General features: G+C 72.0%; 18 protein-coding genes. 8 read left to right on the top strand and 10 right to left on the bottom strand.

Annotation, left to right across the window (positions count from 1 at the left end; translation table 11 throughout):
• Window positions 1-144: 144 nt before the first annotated feature.
• Window positions 145-690 carry a DoxX family protein gene (locus tag ABZ406_RS17330; RefSeq protein ID WP_357762147.1) on the bottom strand — a complete coding sequence of 182 codons (546 nt, stop codon included), beginning with the start codon at window positions 688-690 and terminating at the stop codon, window positions 145-147.
• A 133-nt stretch (window positions 691-823) separates the two neighbouring features.
• Between ABZ406_RS17330 and ABZ406_RS17335 the strand changes: the two genes are divergently transcribed.
• Window positions 824-1,372 carry an N-acetyltransferase gene (locus tag ABZ406_RS17335; RefSeq protein ID WP_357762149.1) on the top strand — a complete coding sequence of 183 codons (549 nt, stop codon included), beginning with the start codon at window positions 824-826 and terminating at the stop codon, window positions 1,370-1,372.
• Between the two features lie 24 nt (window positions 1,373-1,396).
• Here the strand turns inward: ABZ406_RS17335 and ABZ406_RS17340 are convergent, their stop codons facing one another.
• The 3 genes from ABZ406_RS17340 to ABZ406_RS17350 form a co-directional block, all read right to left on the bottom strand.
• Complete coding sequence (locus tag ABZ406_RS17340) at window positions 1,397-2,638, bottom strand: ATP-binding protein (RefSeq protein WP_357762152.1); 1,242 nt, start codon at window positions 2,636-2,638, stop codon at window positions 1,397-1,399.
• 153 nt (window positions 2,639-2,791) lie between these two features.
• Window positions 2,792-3,241 (bottom strand): hypothetical protein, encoded by a 450-nt coding sequence (locus ABZ406_RS17345; protein ID WP_357762315.1) that lies wholly within the window; start codon window positions 3,239-3,241, stop codon window positions 2,792-2,794.
• A 491-nt stretch (window positions 3,242-3,732) separates the two neighbouring features.
• Window positions 3,733-4,347 (bottom strand): hypothetical protein, encoded by a 615-nt coding sequence (locus tag ABZ406_RS17350; RefSeq protein ID WP_357762155.1) that lies wholly within the window; start codon window positions 4,345-4,347, stop codon window positions 3,733-3,735.
• A gap of 324 nt (window positions 4,348-4,671) precedes the next feature.
• Here ABZ406_RS17350 and ABZ406_RS17355 point away from each other — a divergent pair, with 324 nt between their 5' ends.
• Both ABZ406_RS17355 and ABZ406_RS17360 read left to right on the top strand, forming a co-directional pair.
• A complete protein-coding gene (locus tag ABZ406_RS17355) occupies window positions 4,672-5,676 on the top strand; it encodes an EamA family transporter (protein WP_357762158.1) in 1,005 nt (334 codons plus the stop codon).
• 10 nt (window positions 5,677-5,686) lie between these two features.
• Window positions 5,687-6,340 carry a prepilin peptidase gene (locus ABZ406_RS17360; protein ID WP_357762161.1) on the top strand — a complete coding sequence of 218 codons (654 nt, stop codon included), beginning with the start codon at window positions 5,687-5,689 and terminating at the stop codon, window positions 6,338-6,340.
• Window positions 6,341-6,542: 202 nt separating this feature from the next.
• Here ABZ406_RS17360 and ABZ406_RS17365 read toward each other — a convergent pair whose 3' ends face one another.
• The 5 genes from ABZ406_RS17365 to ABZ406_RS17385 all read right to left on the bottom strand — a co-directional run bounded on the left by ABZ406_RS17365 (window position 6,543) and on the right by ABZ406_RS17385 (window position 13,229).
• Window positions 6,543-9,722, bottom strand: a complete 3,180-nt coding sequence (locus ABZ406_RS17365) for a UvrD-helicase domain-containing protein (RefSeq protein WP_357762164.1) — start codon at window positions 9,720-9,722, stop codon at window positions 6,543-6,545.
• 61 nt (window positions 9,723-9,783) lie between these two features.
• A complete protein-coding gene (locus tag ABZ406_RS17370; RefSeq protein ID WP_357762167.1) occupies window positions 9,784-11,034 on the bottom strand; it encodes a metallophosphoesterase in 1,251 nt (416 codons plus the stop codon).
• A 13-nt stretch (window positions 11,035-11,047) separates the two neighbouring features.
• Window positions 11,048-11,302 carry a MoaD/ThiS family protein gene (locus tag ABZ406_RS17375; protein WP_357762170.1) on the bottom strand — a complete coding sequence of 85 codons (255 nt, stop codon included), beginning with the start codon at window positions 11,300-11,302 and terminating at the stop codon, window positions 11,048-11,050.
• Window positions 11,303-11,304: 2 nt separating this feature from the next.
• On the bottom strand, window positions 11,305-12,318 hold the full coding sequence (gene moaA / locus ABZ406_RS17380; protein ID WP_357762173.1) for a GTP 3',8-cyclase MoaA: 1,014 nt from the start codon (window positions 12,316-12,318) through the stop codon (window positions 11,305-11,307).
• Entirely contained in the window at window positions 12,315-13,229 is a 915-nt protein-coding gene (locus ABZ406_RS17385; RefSeq protein WP_357762176.1) for a fructosamine kinase family protein, read from the bottom strand. The genes moaA and ABZ406_RS17385 overlap by 4 nt, the downstream gene beginning before the upstream one ends.
• A gap of 173 nt (window positions 13,230-13,402) precedes the next feature.
• Here ABZ406_RS17385 and ABZ406_RS17390 point away from each other — a divergent pair, with 173 nt between their 5' ends.
• The 3 genes from ABZ406_RS17390 to ABZ406_RS17400 all read left to right on the top strand — a co-directional run bounded on the left by ABZ406_RS17390 (window position 13,403) and on the right by ABZ406_RS17400 (window position 15,154).
• The gene (locus ABZ406_RS17390; protein ID WP_357762179.1) at window positions 13,403-14,446 is read left to right on the top strand and encodes a DUF4192 domain-containing protein; all 1,044 of its coding nucleotides are present in this window, start codon (window positions 13,403-13,405) and stop codon (window positions 14,444-14,446) included.
• A gap of 61 nt (window positions 14,447-14,507) precedes the next feature.
• The gene (locus tag ABZ406_RS17395) at window positions 14,508-14,759 is read left to right on the top strand and encodes a hypothetical protein (RefSeq protein WP_357762182.1); all 252 of its coding nucleotides are present in this window, start codon (window positions 14,508-14,510) and stop codon (window positions 14,757-14,759) included.
• Window positions 14,756-15,154, top strand: a complete 399-nt coding sequence (locus tag ABZ406_RS17400) for a hypothetical protein (protein ID WP_357762185.1) — start codon at window positions 14,756-14,758, stop codon at window positions 15,152-15,154. Before ABZ406_RS17395 ends, ABZ406_RS17400 begins: the two co-directional genes overlap by 4 nt.
• Window positions 15,155-15,211: 57 nt before the next feature.
• On the opposite strand, the gene ABZ406_RS17405 is transcribed toward ABZ406_RS17400, so the two are convergent.
• A complete protein-coding gene (locus ABZ406_RS17405) occupies window positions 15,212-15,886 on the bottom strand; it encodes a helix-turn-helix domain-containing protein (protein ID WP_357762188.1) in 675 nt (224 codons plus the stop codon).
• Between ABZ406_RS17405 and ABZ406_RS17410 the strand changes: the two genes are divergently transcribed.
• Window positions 15,885-16,835: an NADP-dependent oxidoreductase gene (locus tag ABZ406_RS17410; protein ID WP_357762191.1), complete on the top strand. Its 951-nt coding sequence runs from the start codon at window positions 15,885-15,887 to the stop codon at window positions 16,833-16,835. The two genes, ABZ406_RS17405 and ABZ406_RS17410, sit on opposite strands and share 2 nt — an antisense overlap.
• A 133-nt stretch (window positions 16,836-16,968) precedes the next feature.
• Complete coding sequence (locus ABZ406_RS17415) at window positions 16,969-17,685, top strand: GAP family protein (protein WP_357762194.1); 717 nt, start codon at window positions 16,969-16,971, stop codon at window positions 17,683-17,685.
• Window positions 17,686-17,698: the final 13 nt, after the last annotated feature.

Genomic DNA, 17,698 nt, shown 5'->3' on the forward strand with positions numbered 1-17,698 from the left:
CGTCAGTGCCTCCCGCGTTATGCGACCGTGTCCGATCCCACACAAGTTTTTGACATTTCCACCGCGTTAACGCCTACCGGGTGGTTCAGGTAATTCGTGGCCTTAGCGGGGGGTGGGGGTGGGACCGGAACGGATCGACGCAGGTCAGCCGGGGAGTCGACGTGCGGTGGACGCGGAGCGGACGGCGATTCGGGCCTCGCGCCGGGCGGTCCGGACGGCGCGTTGCATGGAACGTCGAGAGTGGCCGATGCGGTGACCCGTCCGCCACCGCAGACCGGGCTTACCTTCGGTGTCCGCCGCGGCGAGCAGCAGACCGCCGAGGAGGCCGAGGTTCTTCAGGACGTGAATCTGGTTGTTGTTCTTGGCGATCGGGTCGTCGTTGTTCCAGAAGGGATGCCCGGCGATGGTCACCGGCACCAGCGTGCCGGCGAGAACCAGCGCCGCTGGTCGGCTGAACCTTCCGGTGGCGAGCATCAGACCGGCGCTCACCTGCACTGCTGCGTTGAGCCGGATCAACGTCTCGGTCTCGGTGGGGAAGCTCGGGTGTGCCTTCTTCAGCATCGGCGCGACCTTGTCGGTCACCGGTTTCGCGGCCACCGTGAGGCGGCCGGGGTCGCGGAGGTTGCGATACCCGCTGACCACGAAGATGCCGCTCAGCATGGCGCGGGCGAGGGAGCGTACGGGCGTCATGGATCAGTCATACCCCGTCGCGGCGTTTGCTACCCCGTCAACCGCAGGATCGGATTGGTGTTCGTACACGTACGCCACGCCGAATCGAGCGACAGTCACGGATGGACCGGCGTCGGCGGGTAACGTCGCGCGGGTGACCACGCTGCGGCTACGCCCCGAGGGCCCGGCCGACGCCGGCCCGGTCCGCCGCGTGCTGGCCGCCGCCTTCGCCCGCCCGGACGTGACGACGCCACCGGAGGTCAGCCTCGTCGACGAGCTGCGCGACACCACGGCCTGGTTGCCGGAGCTGGCCATGGTCGCCGAGTACGGCGGTGAGGTCGTCAGCTACGCGCTGCTCACCCGGGTGCGGCTACGGCCGGAGCGAGGCTCGGACGTCCCCGTCCTGGCGCTCGGCCCGGTGGCTGTCGCACCGCACCGACAGCGGGTCGGGCACGGCACGGCTGTCGTGCAGGCCGCCCTGGACGCCTCCACCGAGCTGGGCGAGCGGCTCGTCGTCGTCCTCGGTGCCCCGGCCTTCTACCACCGGTTCGGGTTCGGCCCGGCGAGTGAGCTGGGCCTGACCGGCCCGTGGGCCGGCCTCGGTCAACCCTGGCAGGCGCTCGTGCTGCCGCCGTCCACCAGCGAGGAGGGCCCCCCGCCGCGCGGTGAGGTGCTCTTTCCGGCGCCCTGGTCGAAGGTCTGACCGAGCCGACGCGGTGGGTGGCGGTCAGGCCGGCTGGGTCCGCAGGTACCTGCCGAAGTGCGGGACCGTGAAGGCGACAGTGCCCCGTTCCCCGGAATAGATCAGGCCCTTCTTGATGAGCGCGTCGCGGGCCGGCGAGAGGCTGGCCGGCTTGCGGCCCAGAGCCCGGGCGATCTCCGCGGTGGGCACCGCAGCGTCCATGTCGTCGGGGACCACCGAACCGGGCTCGCCCTCGACCGCCGACATCATCGCCATCGCCCGCATGTACTCGCGTTCGGCCGGAGTCGCCCGTTCGAAGCGGGACCCGAAGAACCCGACGGCCAGTTCGGCCTCCGCCTCGGGTGCGGCTACCCGCACGTCCGCTGCGGTGATCGGCGAGCGTGGCGCGTGATCCCAGGTCGCCTTGCCGTACGCCTGGACGAAGTAGGGGTAGCCGCCGGACTTCTCGTAGAGCAGGTCGAGGGCCTTCTGCTCGTACTCCACCTCCTCGCGCTCGGCCGGCGCGCAGAGCGCCCGGTCGGCGGCGATCCGGTCGAGCCGGTCGATGCGTTGATAGCGGAACAACCGTTCGGAGTACGACTTGGCGGCGCTGAGCACCGCCGGCAGGTGCGGAAGGCCGGCGCCGACGACGATCAGCGGCGCGCCGAGCTGGGACAGCTCATGGCAGGCGGCGCAGAGCGCGGACACGTCCTCCGGGCCGAGGTCCTGCATCTCGTCGATGAAGATGGCGATGCCGGTGCCGACGTCGCTGGCCACCGCGGCGGCGTCACTGAACAGCTCGACCAGGTCGATCTCGATGTCGCCGGAGTCGGCCCGGCCGCTGGCGGCCGGCACGTCGATGCCGGGTTGCCACCTGTCGCGCAACTTCGTGGCGGCACCCGGCCGGCCGGTCGGGGTGGACCGCTGGGCGAACGCCTTGAGGACGCCGAGGAACGCGTCGATCCGGTCCGGTGCGCGGTGGCGGGGGGCGAGCTCCCGGACCGCCATGTGCAGCGCGGCGGCGACCGGTCGGCGCAGCGACTGGTCGGGTCGAGCCTCGATCTTGCCGCTGCCCCAGAGGCGGTTGATCGCCTGTGACCGGAGGGTGTTGAGCAGGACCGTCTTACCGACGCCCCGCAGCCCGGTGAGCATCAGGCTCCGCTCGGGTCGACCTCGGGCGATGCGTTCGAGCACGATGTCGAAGACGTCCAGCTCCCGCCCCCGCCCAGCGAGTTCGGGCGGACGCTGGCCGGCGCCCGGCGCGTACGGGTTGCGGACCGGATCCACGCATCGCAGATTATCGGGCCATCTAGCTGCGAGGCTAGACATGGATAGATGGGGCTACCGGCGTGTCGAGGCCGTCGACCACAAACTAGGGCTGTCTAGCGTCCACGCTAGACAGCCCTAGTTTTGGCAATCGATCCGGTACCCCCGATCGGGCTACCTCTTCTTCAGGCAGAGCACGTAGTCGAACAGGTCGACCGAGTTGTCGTGCACATAGTTCGCTGTCGCCTGCGGCGCGAGCAGCTCGCACCGGTCGCCGTCAGTCGTCGCCGGGATGCGCAACAACACCTGGTAGGTGTTCGGCCCGCACGGCACCTTCCGCAGCTCCGCAGCGTCCTCACTGCCGTCGTTCACCACGCAGTCACCCCGCGCGAACTCCTCGTCCGGGGTCGGCGCGGCCGGCGTCGGGACGTCGCTGGGCAGAGCGGGTGGCGCGACCGGGGCGCTCGTCGACGGAGCACGCGCGGCGTCGCTGCCGGCGTCGGCCAGCTTCCAGACTGCCCAACCGGCCAGGCCGAGGCACGGACAGAGGACCAGCAGCGCCACCACAGTGATGATGAGAGCGACATTGCGACCGGTCTTCTTCACCGGGGCCACGGGCGGCATCCCGTAGCCGCCGGGCGGCTGCTGACCCCACGCCACGGGCGGTTCACCCGGGACCGGCCCGGCCGGCTGACCGGGCATCGGGCCCGCCGGTGGGTACGGCCCGGGCGGTGGGTAACCCGGCGCTGACGCGGGCGGGGTCGGCCCGGCTGGTGGGTAACCCGGTCCCGAGGTGGGCGGGGTCGGGCTGGCTGGCGGGTACGGGCCGGGCGGTGGGTATCCCGGGCCCGAGGTCGGCGGCGGTACCCACATCGGCGTGGTCGGCGGCTCCGGGTTGGTGGGCGGCGGCCCCCACAGGGGTGTCGTCGGTGGTTCCGCACCGGTCGGCGGCGGACCCCACTGCTGCCGGGTCGGGTCCTCCGCCGGCGGGATGCTCGACTGCGGCACTGTCGGGTCGACAGGTGCTGAGCTGGGCGGGCGCTGGTACGGGTCGTCCGGCTGATCGGAACCCGCAGGTCCGTAGGTCGTCATGTCATCCCCGGGGGTGGGTGGTCTCAGCGTTGCTTGAGGCAGAGGACGAAGTCGAGAGTGTCCAGCTCACTGTCGAAGAAGTACCAGTTGGTGTAGCCCTCGACCTTGCCGCACTTGGCCTCGGCGTCCCGCTCGCCGCTGGTCGGGCCGTCGATCCGGCTCAGCACCTGGTACGACTTCGCCGTACAGCCGCTGATCAGCAGCTTGGGCTTGCCGCCGGCGGTGCCGTCGTTGCGGACACACTGGCCGACCTTCGCGAACCGGGGATCGGCCGACGACTCCGGAGCCGCGGCGCTCGGCGCGGGCTCGACCGCGTCCGCGCTGGGCTCACCCTCGGCGGCCGAGTTGCTCGGCGCGGCAACGGGCACCGGGTCGCTCGGCCCACTGCGGAACCAGAACACGCCGGCCACGGCCACCACCAGCAGGACGACGACGGCCAGGACCGCGATCAGCGGCCCCCGTCCGCTGCGACGCGGCGCCGGATCCTCGCCGTACGGCCCATCGGGCCGGTACGGCTGCCCCTCGTACGTCGGCTGGTACGGGCCGCTGCCGTAGGGCGTGCGGGGATCGTGGCCGTAGGGCGTCTCCGCCCCGCCACCGTACGGCGTGTTCGTTGCGCCATAGGGCGCGCCGGGCATGGCACCGTAAGGCGCTGTGGGTGGACCGCCGTACGGCCCGGGGCGCCCCTGTGACGCGGGCGGGTACGACGAAACCGCCGGCGGGTACGGCTCCGGCGTGGGCGAGTAAGACGGAACCGCCGGCGGGTACGGCTCCGGCGCGGGCGGGTAGGGCGGCTGCCGTGGGTGGCCCGGCGTGTCGTCGGGTCCCTGCCCACGCCACGGCCCGGGGTGGCCGCCCCCCGGATGTCCGTAGTTCGTCATGCCGCCCTCCTGCACAAGTGGTGAGAGGCCGGCCACCAAAGCGCGACGCGGGCTCCGAGGTCACCGTAGCGTGGTCCACTGATGAGCTCACCTCCACCGAGCGTCGCGGCCCTCGACGGCCGTCGCGCCAGCACCACGCCGACAGTGATCTGGACCGCGTTGATCGTGGTCTACCTGCTGTGGGGTTCGACCTACCTGGCCATCCGGATCGCCGTGGAGACGTTGCCTCCGCTGCTGTCGGCCACCCTCCGCTTCGCCGTGGCCGGCCTGATCCTCGCGGTGGTGCTGAGACTGCGTCGTGGGCCCGGCGCACTGCGCGTGGACCGACGGCAACTCGGCTCGGCCGCGTTGGTAGGGGTGCTCCTCCTCGCCGGTGGCAACGGCCTGGTGGTGCTCGCCGAATCAGGGCCGCCCGGGGTGGCGGTGCCGTCCGGCATCGCCGCGCTGCTCGTGGCCACGGTGCCACTGCTGGTGGTGCTGTTGCGCTCGGCCACCGGGGACCGGCCGCCGATCTGGACGATCGCCGGAGTCACAGTGGGCTTCGTCGGCCTCATCCTGCTGGTGCTGCCCGGTGGCAGTTCGGCTGCGGTGCCGCTGCTCGGTGCACTGACAGTGGTGGCGGCGGCCGCCTCGTGGTCGGTCGGCTCGTTCCTGTCCGGCCGGATCCGCATGCCCGCCGACCCATTCGTGGCCACCGTGTACGAGATGGTGGCCGGCGCGCTGGTGCTGGCGGTCGTCGCCGCCTGGCGTGGCGAACTCGCCGACTTCCACCCGGCGGAGGTCAGCACCCGGTCCTGGTTGGCGCTCGGCTACCTCATGGTGGCCGGTTCGTTGGTGGCCTTCACCGCGTACGTCTGGCTGCTGCAGAAGGCGCCGATCTCGCTGGTGTCCACGTACGCCTACGTGAACCCGGCCGTCGCGGTGGCACTCGGGGCGCTGCTGGTGGCCGAGCCGATCACCCCGCAGGTGCTGCTCGGCGGTGCCGTCATCGTCGCCGGCGTCGCCCTCGTGGTCACCACCGAACGGCCGCGTCGGAAGGGCACGGGTTCACGATCGGGGGCCACCCCGGAACGCGACCGCCAGTAACGTCCGGCAGATGTCGGCCGCCGCGCTGGTGTCGATCGCGCTGCTCGGCGCGCTGGTCGGGTCCGTCGTACCCCAGGTGTCGCGACACTTCGCTACGGCGGACGCCCGGACCCGGGCGTTGCCGGGGCCGTGGCCGGTCCGGCATCCGTGGGTCGACCCGATGGTGGCGACCGCCGTCTTTGTCGGCGCAGCCTTCGCCGTGGGGGCCGACCCGGCGTTGCCGGTGTTCCTCGCTGTCGCGGCGGTCGGCCTGGTCCTGGCGCGGGTCGACCTGGCCTGCCTGCGACTCCCCGACCCGTTGGTCTTCGTCGCCGGGATGCTGGCCCTCGGCGGTCTGACCTTCGCGGCGCTGCTCGCCGGCACACCCGGCCGGCTGCTCGGCGCCCTGGCTGGTGCGACGACAGCAGCCGCCGCGCACGTGCTGCTGGCCCTGCTGCCCGGCTCCCGGCTGGGCTTCGGGGACGTGAAACTCGCCGCCGTCCTCGGCCTGCCGCTCGGCTGGCTGGGCCGGGACACCCTGCTCACCGGGCTGCTCCTGCCGCACCTGCTGCACGGCGGCCTGGTGCTCGGTCTCCTGGCCGCGCGGCGGGTCCGTCGACAAACCCTGCTACCGCTCGGTCCAGCCCTCCTGGTAGGCACCTGGCTAGCCATCCTCATAACCTGAAACCCCTCGGCCCCGCCCCGCCCCGCCCCCACCCCGCCCCCGGCCGCGCCGATCTTGCAGTTTCTGCGGCGGCATAAGGCGCATCCCACGCATAACGGCAACCGAAAGTGCAAGATCGGCGGACCCCGGCGGACCCCGGCGGACCCGGCGGACCCGGCGGATCGGCGGACCCGGCGGACCCCGGCGGGGCCGGGCTCGACGCTCAGATCAGGCGGAGTTGGCGGTCTTTGGGGCGGCGGGGTTCGGCTTCGCCGAAGCGTTCGAAGAGGCCCGGGTCGATGGTGCCGAGGAAAGGCGAGGGCGAGCAGTCGCGCTCGGTGCCGTGGCGGGTGCGGCGGGCGGCGTGACTGACGTACAGCCGGTCCTGGGCCCGGGTGAGGCCGACGAAGAAGAGGCGGCGTTCCTCGGCGACCGCGTCGTCGTCAGGGGTCGAGCCCGGCCAGCGCAGCGGCAGCAGCCCGTCCTCGACGCCGACCAGGAACACCACCGGGAACTCCAGGCCCTTCGCGGCGTGCAGGGTGAGCAGCGTGACGGCCTCGGCGCGCGGGTCGAGCGCGTCCACCTCCGCGCCGGTGGCCAACTGGGACAGGAAGGTCTCCAGGTCGTCGCCGCAACGTCGGGCCAGCGGGGTCAGCAGGTCCACTGCCGAGCGGACGTCCTCGGGACGGACGGCGCTGGCCGCGCCGTCGAGGGTGGGCACGGCGAACCGTTCGGCGACCACCTGACCGGCGAGCCGCACCCGGGCGGCGAGTGAGCCGGCCAGACCGTCGGCGTGCCGTAGCTCGCGGGCGATGGCCGCCACCCCGGGCCGATCCCGCAGCCGGTCGTGGGAACGCTTCTGCACGGGGATGTTCGCCCGGGTCAGGGCGTCGACGATCGGGGCGGCCTGCGCGTCGGTGCGGTACAGCACGGCGATGTCGGAGAACGACAGGGAGGTGGACCGGCCGTCGATGCGTCCCGAGTCCAGTGAGCGGTGCGACAGCCCTCCGACCAGGTCGTCGACGGTACGCACCACGAAGTCGGCCTCCTCGGCCACCGACGCCGCCGGGTATCGCCCGACCAGCGGGGCCTCCGGGTCGAGCCGGGCCGGGTCCAGGCGTCGGCCCCGGACCAGCGAGGACGGTGCGATGGCCTGCACGGCGGCGGCCAGGATCGGGGCCGACGAGCGGTAGTTGCGGTTGAGTCGGACCAGTCGGGCGTCGGTGAAGTCCTCGGAGAAGCGCAGGAAGTAGCCGACGTCGGCACCCCGGAACGAGTAGATCGCCTGGTCCGGGTCGCCGATCGCGCAGAGGTTGCCGTCGGCGGGGCTGAGCAGCCGCAGCAGTTCGTACTGCACCTCGTCGACGTCCTGGTACTCGTCGACGAAGATCCACCGCCAGCGGTCCCGGTACCGTTCGACAAGCTTCCGGTCGGCCCGCAGCAGTTCCACCGGCACTGTCACCAGCTCGTCCAGGTCGACCAGGTCCTGCTTGCGGAGCAGCGAGGTGTAGGCGGCACTGTCGTCGCCGGCCTCGGTGCGGGCCGCCGTCCGCTCGGCGTCGTCGGCTATCCGGAAGTGGGCCGGGAGACCGGCCGTGTCGGCGTTCTCCCGCAGGATGGTCAGCCCCAGTGCGTGGAAGGTGCCGACTGTGACGTCCTCGGCGACCGGGCCGAGCAGGTTGTCGAGGCGGTGCCGCAACTCCTCGGCGGCCCGGCGGGTGAACGTGATCGCGAGGCACTGCTCGGGGAAGACGTTCAGCTCCGCGCAGAGGTACGCGATCCGGTGGGTGAGCGTCCTGGTCTTCCCGGTGCCGGGACCGGCCACGATGAGCAGCGGCCCGCCAGGTGCGGAGGCGGCCACCCGTTGCATGGCGTCCAGTCGGTCCAGCAGGCCGGTGCCCACCTCTTCCATGCCGGAGAGCATCGGCTCGAACGGCTCGTGCGGAGACGGCGGCGGCGCGATCGGTGGCGCGGGCGCCGGGGCCGGCTTCCGCTTCGGCTCCGCCTTGGCCGCCGCCGGGCGCCTGGCCGCGACCCGGGGCGCCGACTCCGTGGGTCGTCGCTGCGCCGGCACCGGTACGTCGAACAGCGTCTCCTGCGCCCCCAACTCGGCGGGGTCGAACAGTGTGATCACGCCGTACTCGCCGTCGTAGCCGGGCACCCGGCGCACGTCGCCGCGCCGCAGCCGCCCGATGCCCTCGGCCAGCAGCTCACCACCGGCCTGCGCGATGTCACTCAGCGGAGTCGTGGTCAGGATCTCCAGTTCGGGGCCGAGTGCGGCAAGCAGTTCGTTGAACCGCCCCTCGACCTTCTTCGACCGGGCACCCACCTTGTTGATCTCGCCGAGGATTTCGGCAAGTGGCACCAGGTGGGTCACGTCCCGGGCGTGCGCCGGCCGGTGCCCGTCCGGGCGGTCGGCCAGCTCCTCGATCCGGCTGAGGACACCAACGGTGAGGGGTTTGCCGCACTCGGGGCAGCGCCCGTCGGCGGCCCGGGTGCGCTCCGGAGACCAGTTGATCCCACACAACCGGTGCCCGTCCGCGTGGTACTTGCCCTCCTCGGGGAAGAACTCGATCGTCCCGGCCAGGCCGTCACCGGTACGCAGCGCCTCCCGAACGGCGAAGTAGTCCCGTTGGGCGGTCAGCACCGTCGCCTCCCGGCCCAGCGCGGGCGGCGAGTGCGCGTCCGAATTGGACACCAGTTGGTAGCCGTCCAGACTGCCGAGCCGCCAGTTCATCGCGGGGTCGGAGGAGAGCCCGGTCTCCACTGCGAAGATGTGCTCGGCCAGGTCTGCGTAGCAGTCCGCGATCGCGTCGAAGCCGGACTTCGAGCCCAGCGCGGAGAACCAGGGCGTCCAGATGTGCGCCGGCACCAGGTAGCCGTCCGGGCTGGCCTCCAGGGTGATCTCCAGCAGGTCGCGGGAGTCCAGTCCGAGGATCGGCCGGCCGTCGGAGCCGAGGTTGCCGATCCGGCCGAGCGCGGTGTTGAACCGGGCCACCGCCTCAAGGTCCGGCAGGTAGATCAGGTGGTGCACCTTGCGGGTCCGGTCGTCCCGCTTGTAGATGGTGGAGATCTCCACGCTCAGCATGAAACGGACCGCGTCCGCCTCCGCCGTCCCGGCGAGCCGGGGTGGCAGCCGCCGGGCGATGTCCCGTTCCGCCTCCGGGTCGAGCCGGTAGAGCCCCGGCTCGGCCGGGCGCAGCGTCTCCCGTAGGTGGTCGTACCAGGCGGGATGGGTGAAGTCGCCGGTGCCGAGCAGGCCGATGCCCTTACGCCGGGCCCACCACGCGAGATTCGGCAGGGTGAGGTCACGGCTGCACGCGCGCGAGTATTTCGAGTGGATGTGCAGGTCCGCGACGAATGGCGGTAGGCCACCGGGGGGTACGGCGCTGAACGGGGGCACGCCGCATCCTGTCACGCCCGCCGCGCCGGCCACCCGCCGCCACGCGCGGACGTGACCTCCGCTATGCCGAGCGCAGCTCGACCAGACTGATCTGCGGCTCCGCGCCGACCCGGACCGGCGGGCCCCAGAAACCGGCGCCGTTCGTCACGTAGACCTTCGTGCCGTCGACCTCACCGAGCCCGCTGACCACCGGCTGTTCCAGCCGGACGGCCAGGTTGAACGGCACCATCTGCCCGCCGTGGGTGTGCCCGGACAGTTGCAGGTCGACGCCGTACCGGGCCGCCTCCTTGGCTGCGGCCGGCTGGTGCGCGAGCAGGACCACGGGCCGGCTCGGGTCACGGTCGCCGAGGGCGGCGGCGAAGTCCGGTGGCGCGGCGAGGCCGGTGCCCGCCGCGGTGAGGTCGTTGACACCGGCCAGGTCGAGCACACCGCCCCGGGCCTGGATCTCCTGCCGCCGGTTCTGGAGCACCCGCAGACCGAGCCGGTCGACCTCCTGCACCCACTCCTCCACGCCGGAGTAGTACTCGTGGTTGCCGGTCACGAAGAAGCTGCCGTAGCGGGAGCGCAGGTCACGCAGCGGCTCCGCGGCCGAGCCCAACTCGGCGACGGAGCCGTCGACCAGGTCACCGACGACAGCGACGATGTCCGCGTCGAGCCGGTTGATCGCGGCGACGATCCGCTCGGTGTGCGCCCGGCCGCGCAGCGGGCCGAGGTGGATGTCGGAGACGGTGGCGATGCGCAGCCCGTCCATGCTGCGGGGGAGTTTGGCGAGCGGGATCCGTACCCGGTCGAGCTGCGGCGGGCCGAGGGCGGTGCGGACGCCGTACCCCACGATGCCGGTGGCGGTGAGGCCGGCGAAGATGGCCGCCCCACGGGCGAGCAGCAGCCGACGGGACTGGTCGTGGTCGGGTGCCGTGACGGCGTCGGCGTCGGCGGCCGGCGGCTCGGTCGGCCCGGCGGCACCGACGAGCACCGGTTCCGGGGCGGCGGTGGTCGGCTCCGCGGCGACCACCCGGCGGCGCAGCACCAGCCGGGTGACGAGCATCGGGACTTCCAGGACGACCAGCACGATCAGCAGGTAGAACATCACCGCGAGCCACAGGTAGCCCGGCCAGGCGAGCCAGTAGAGACCGGCCTGTGTGCCGGCCATCGTGGCCGGCACGAGCAGCGCCAGCACCAGGGCGGCGATCCCGCCGACGCGCCGAAGGCGGCCCGGTGTGGTGGTGTCCCGAACGAGCCGCTTCCACAGGTAGAGGTGGATGAGACCGGTGACCAGCGCCAGGACACCCACGAACCCCAGAACCGCAATCATGTGTGCGCCTTCCTCAGCCGCCCGCGAACGGGGGCAGGACATCGATCGTGGCCCCGGCCGGCAGGGGTGCTTGACGATCATGACAGGTGACACCGTCGACGAGGAAACTCGCCACCCGCAGCACGGCGGCGAGGCGGTCGCCGTGGCGCCGGGTCAACTCGGCAGTGAGGTCGTCGAGTGACCGCCCGGCGGGAACTGCCTCCTCGGCACGGCCGACGGCGGCGCGGGCGCCCGCAAAGTAGCGGACGGTGAGCGGTGTCGCCGGCACGCTCAGCCTCCGATCGCGGACATGGGGCGGGTCGGCTGAAGGAAGGTGGGATCGTCGATGCCGTGCCCGGCGCGTTTGCCCCACATCGCGGCACGCCACCGCCGGGCCAACTCGTCGTCGTCGACGCCGGTGCGCAGCGCGGTGCGCAGATCCGACTCCTCGGTGGCGAAGAGGCAGGCGCGGACCTGGCCATCGGCGGTCAGGCGGGTGCGGTCGCAGTCCCCGCAGAACGGGCGGGTGACGCTGGCGATCACACCGACCCGGGCGGGGCCGCCGTCGACCAGCCAGGTCTCCGCCGGTGCCGCGCCGCGCTCGGCCGGGTCGGGGCTGAGATCGAACACGGTACGCAGGGACGCCAGGATCTCCTCGGCGGTGACCATCGTGTCGCGGGCCCAACCGTGCTGGGCGTCCAGCGGCATCTGCTCGATGATCCGAAGCTGGTAGTCGTGATCGAGGGCGAAGCGCAGCAGCGCCGGTGCCTCGTCCTCGTTGACGCCACGCATCAGCACTGAATTGATCTTCACGGGGCTGAGCCCGGCGGACGCCGCCCCGGCCAACCCGGCCAGGACCGCGTCGAGACGCGGACGACGGGTGAGCCTGGTGAACCGGGCCGGGTCCAGTGTGTCGAGTGAGACGTTCACCCGGTTTAGGCCGGCGTTACGCAGCGCGGGGGCCAGCCGGTCCAACCCGATGCCGTTCGTGGTCAGCGAGACCCGGGGGCGGGGATCGAGGGCGGCGACCGCCGTCACGATGTCGACGAGCCCGGGTCGGATCAGCGGCTCACCGCCGGTGAAGCGCACCTCGGTCACGCCGAGCAGCTCGACAGCCACCCGGACCAGCCGGACGATCTCGTCGTCGGTCAGCAGCTCCGGGCCGGCGAGCCACGGCAGCCCTTCCGCCGGCATGCAGTAGGTGCAGCGCAGGTTGCACTTGTCGGTGAGGGACACGCGCAGGTCCCGGGCGACGCGGCCATACCGGTCGACGAGGACCCCGTCGGTCCCCGGGGCGACGGTCACCTGTCGACCGTAGCGCGCTCGGCCCGGCCCAGGACGGCACGGACGCTCTGCACGACCACATCTCGGTAACTGGCGCCGAACAGTGCGGTGTGCACGAGCAGCAGGTGCAGCTGATGCACTGGCACGCGATCACGCCAACCGTCCGACAGCGGCCAACTCTCCCGGTAGGCGGCCAGCACTCGATCCAGGTGGGGGACGCCGCCGAAGAGGGCGAGCTGGGCGAGATCCGTCTCCCGGTGGCCACCGTGCGCCGCCGGGTCGACGAGCCAGGCCCGGTCGTCGGCACCCCACAGGACGTTGCCCGGCCACAGGTCGCCGTGGATGCGTGCCGGCGGTTCGTCGCCACCGAGGCCGTCGAGGCGACCGATCACCCGCTCCACCAGAGCGGCATCGGCGCTGGTCAGCGCGCCTCCGTCGACCGAGCGTCGCAGGTAGGGGGCGAGGCGCCGCTCGGCGAACCAGGTCGACCAGCGCCCGTCGGTGCGGGTGTTGTCCGCCGGGAGCGAGCCGATGAACCCGGGCCAGGCGGCACCGAAGGCGGGAGCGCCCGCCCGGTGCAGCCCGGCCAACTCTCGGCCGAAGCGTTCCGCGGCCTCCGGCGTCGGCTCGCCGGGCTCCACCCAGTCGAGCGCCAGCAGCTCCGGCAACACCACGATCACCTCGGGTACGCCCACAGTGCCCGCCTCCCGCAGCCAGCGCAGGCCGGCGGCCTCGGCGGCGAAGAAGCCCTCCGGTGCCTGTCGGTCGGCGCCCTCCGGCCAGGACTTGGCGAAGACGGAGTGGCCGTCGTCGAGGGTGAGCCGGGCGGCGGCGCAGATGTTGCCACCGGCCACCGGCGTCTCCCGGAGCCGCTGGTGGGTCCGGAAGGTCGGGAGGTGTGCCGGATGCGCGCGCAGGTACGCCAGGTCCATCAGCGCACGGTAACCGCTCCTTCCGACAGCCAGGTGTCGCCCGCTGACATCGGTGCTCTTTCCGCACTCGTAGATGCGGCATGAGCAGGTAGAACACGTTCAGTAACTGTGGATAAGCCGCGTGTCATCCACAGGGGTGGCAGGGCCCGGTGCCCCCGCCGCAGGCTTCCGACATGACCTCGACCGACCGCCCTCAGCTCGCCGTCCGCTCACCCGCCGACCTGATCGCCGCCGTGCCTTACCTGCTGGGGTTCCACCCCACCGACAGTGTGGTCGCCGTGGCCCTGGTCGGACGACAGATCGTCTTCGCCGCCCGGGCGGACCTGCCCGACCCGATGGAGGTGGGCGGGCTGGCCGGGCACCTGGCCGGGGTGATCCGCCGGCAGGGCGCGGAGGCCGCGACCGTCGTGGGTTACGGGCAACCGGAGCTGGTCACCCCGGCCGTGGACGCGGTGCGCGACGCGCTGCACGACAGAGGGCTGGACGTGCTCGACGCGCTGCGGGTCACCGACGGCCGCTGGTGGTCCTACCTGTGCACCGAGCCGGACTGCTGCCCGCCCGAGGGTCGTCGCTACGACCCGACCGCCAATCGGGTGACGGCTTCGGCGGTCTTCGCCGGTCAGGTCGCACTCCCCGACCGGGCCGCCCTGGTGGCACAGGTGGCGTCGGTGGACGGCCCGGCCCGGGACGCGGCCCGCGCCGCCGCCGCCCGCGCCGAGCGGAGACTTGCCGAGTTGATGGAACAGGCGCCCGAAAGCGACCTGCTCGGGGCGCGGGCGCTTCGCGCCGCCGGGGTGGCGGCAGTCCGCGAGGCCCAGCGCCGGCAGCGGCGTGGTGAACGGCTCGACGACGACGAGGTGGCCTGGCTGAGCCTGCTGATGACCCACCTGCCGGTCCGTGATCACGCGTGGGAACGCACCGACGGGCGGGACGGCGACATCGCCCTCTGGACCGACGTGTTGCGCCGCGCCGAGCCGGAGGTGGCCGCCGCTCCCGGTGCGTTGCTGGCGTTCGCCGCCTGGCGCGCCGGGCAGGGCGCGTTGGCGGCGGTCGCGCTCGAACGCACGCTCAGCCTGCACCCCGACTACTCGCTCGCCCTGCTGATTGACGACCTGCTCCGACGTGGCGTGCCGCCGGCCGAGCTGGACGGCTGGCCGTCGGTCGGGATGCCCGGTGTCATCCGTCCCCGCCGAAGGAGCCGACGTGGCCGCCGCTGATCGGCCTCGCCGTGGAGATGGTAATACCGACGGTGCTACCAAAATTGATACGCTGGAGGACATGACAGTGAAGCGCTCCGTGAGCCTCCCCGACGACGTCGCACAGTGGCTCGACCAGCAGCCCAACGTCTCGGCCGCGATCACTTCGGCGGTCCGGGTCCAGATGGCCCGCGTGCACCTTGACGAGGTGCTGCGGCGGGCCGGCATCGAGGTGACCGAGGCGGGCAGGGCGCGGTGGCGGGAGCGGCTGGCGACGCCCATTCCCGCCGATGCCTTGGCCGAGGGGCGTCGGATGCTGGGGCACGCCGGATGAGTGATCAGATCGCTGTCGTGTTCGACGCGTCGGCGTTGACGGCCTACCTCGAGGGCAATGTCTCGGTGGGGGAGTTGATGCTGGAGGTCGGCGAGGAGGGGCGGCAGGTGGCCATTCCGGCTACCTGCCTGGCGGCTGCCTACGCGAGCGTGGCCGACGAAATCGACGCCGCGCTACTGGCCCTGATGATCGCTGCCCCGATGATCCGCCTGCTGCCGCTGGCCTCCGAGGATGTGCAACAGACCGGCAAGCTGGCCCGCTCCGTTGACGGCGACATCTCGTTCGGGCATGCCGCGCACGCGGCGCTCACGCACGAGGCGCACTACGCGACCGCGCAACCCACGGCAGCCGCGAAGGTGCTTCCCACCAACTGGAGCATCCTCGAGGTGGTCTGAGGTGCACCAAGGCACCCGCGCACCGCTTGACGCCTGTTGCGTCGCCGCCCCTGCTGATCAGCGTATCGACAGCGGTAGGCGGACTGCCGGTGGCAGCGGTCCCCGCGTCGGGCTCGTCTGGAACGACTGGATCATGAAGGCCGCGAGACGACGGGCGGCTGCCAGACGTCTGGCAGCCGACTCGGCTCGGATGCCCTCGTTGGCCATCAGCGCCAGGATCAGATCCTCCAGGACGAAGTCGTCCCGCAGCTCCCCCGTCGCTCGCGCGCGGTCGACGAGTTCGGCAAGCATGCGCAGTGTTCGGGTGCGGTCGGCGGTGAAGCCGGCTTCCTGGGGAAGCTGGCTGATGAAGGCACGGGCAAAGCCCCGATCGTGGGCATGCGTCTCCATCAGCTTCTCCACCACCAGTCGGAAACCCAGCCAGGCGTCGGGCTGCGCAAGGCCCTCCTCGACGACCGTCGAACACACTGTCATCTGTTCGGCGAACGCTTCGGCGAGCAACGCGTCCTTCGTGGGGAAGTGCCGGTAGATCGTGGCGGCGCCGACCTGTGCCCGCCGTGCGATCTCCCGGATCGGGACGTCGAGGCCGTTCGTCGCGAACGCCAGACGAGCGACGGCCAGGATGCGTTCCCGGTTGTCACGCGCATCCGAGCGCTGAGCTTGTCTCACTTCGGCCGTCACCGGTCTCACTTTAGCTAACCGGACGGGGTGCTCCGTTACGTTCGGCCCCATGAGAGCTGTCGTATTCGCCGAGTTCGGGCCGCCCAGCGTCGTGCACGTCGCCGAGGTCGTCACCCCGCACGCCGGGCCGGGTGAGGTCCGCATCGCCGTCCGGGCGTCCGGGATCTCGACGGGGGAGGTGCACATCCGCTCGGGAAAGCTTGCCGACCTGGTGCCCGTGACGTTTCCGTGGCGGACCGGCTTCGACGCGGCTGGCGTGGTCGACGAGGTTGGTGACGGCGTCACCGACGTCACCATCGGCGATCAGGTGTTCGGCCTGACCTCGCCGGCCACGCGTGGCGCCAACGCCGACCACGTGGTGCTGAGCGCGTGGGCCGGTAAGCCCGCCGCCTGGAGCTGGGCGGAGGCGGGCGGCGCGGGCGGCAGCGTCGAGACGGCCACTCGCGTCCTCGATCGGCTCGGGGTCGCAGCGGGGCACACAGTGCTGGTGAACGGCGCGGCCGGCGCGGCCGGCAGTGTCGCCGTCCAGGTCGCGGCCGCCCGCGGCGCCGTTGTCATCGGCACTGCCAGTGAACGCAATCACGACTTCCTGCGTTCGCTCGGCACGATGCCGACGACGTACGGCCCCGGGCTGCCCGAGCGAGTCAGCAGGTTGGCGCCGGACGGGGTCGACGCGGTCTTCGACTGCGCGGGGGGAGCACTGCCCGACCTGATCGCCATCGCCGGAGATGCGGCACGCGTGGTGACGATCGCCGATTTCACGGCTGCCGCCCACGGCGTCCACCTGTCGCACGGCGCACCCGCGGACCGGACCGGCAAGGCGGTGGGGTCCGGTGCCGACGTGCTCGCGGTACACGGCCTCGACATCGCGGTGCGGCTCGCCGAGGCCGGGCGCTTGCACATTCCCGTGGCGGCAACGTTCCCGCTGACCGAGGCCGCCGCCGCACACGAGTTGAGCGAGGCGCCGCACGCACCCGGAAGGATTGTTCTGATCCACTGACGCTCGTCCGGTGCGGCTCTTCCGGCAACGCCCTCCGTCGAAGGATGTACGCGTTCCTCCTGTCCACGGCCGACGCGACAGGGCCGGCGCCGCCGGAGAATGATCTCGTGGCTCTTCCCCGCGTCGGTACGACATGACCCCCGAGTTGCTGCTGTCGCTCGCCGGGCTGGCGTTGATCGACAGCACGAGCATCGGCACCCTCTTCATCCCGGTCTGGTTGCTGCTCGCCCCCGGGCCGGTGAACGTCCGGCGGATCCTGGGCTACCTCGCCACCATCGCGACGTTCTACCTGGCAGTGGGTCTGCTGCTGGTCTGGGGCGGCAGCACACTTGGCGAGGCGCTGGGCGGTGCCCTGGACAACCGGGGTGTCCTCTGGGCGCAACTCGTCCTGGGCATCGGAATGCTGGCGCTCAGTTTCCGCTACGACGGTAAGCGTCGCCCCCGTACCGGTGGTGTGTTGCGCTGGCGGGACCGTGCCACCGCCGGAGATTCCTCGGCCCGCTGGCTGGTCGGGCTCGCGCTGCTCGCGGCGCTCGCCGAGGTGGCGACGATGCTCCCGTACCTCGGTGCGGTGGGCCTGTTGGCCACCTCCGGGGTGGGAGCGGCAGGCGTGGCAGGGCTGCTCGCCGGGTACTGCCTGGTCATGGTGCTGCCGGCGGTGTTGTTGTTGGGTGCCAGGGTGGCCCGCCCGCGACTGGTCGAGCCGATGCTGGCCCGCCTGAACACCTGGATCGTCACGAAGGCGGGCAGTGCGTTGGGCTGGATTCTCGGCATCGCCGGGTTCCTGATCGCCCGCGACGCCGCCGCACAGCTCTCCCTGTTCGACCTGATCATCCGGATCCGTAGCTGACGGGCCAGTCGCC

The organism is Micromonospora sp. NPDC005710 (assembly GCF_040630995.1).
Lineage (GTDB): Bacteria > Actinomycetota > Actinomycetes > Mycobacteriales > Micromonosporaceae > Micromonospora.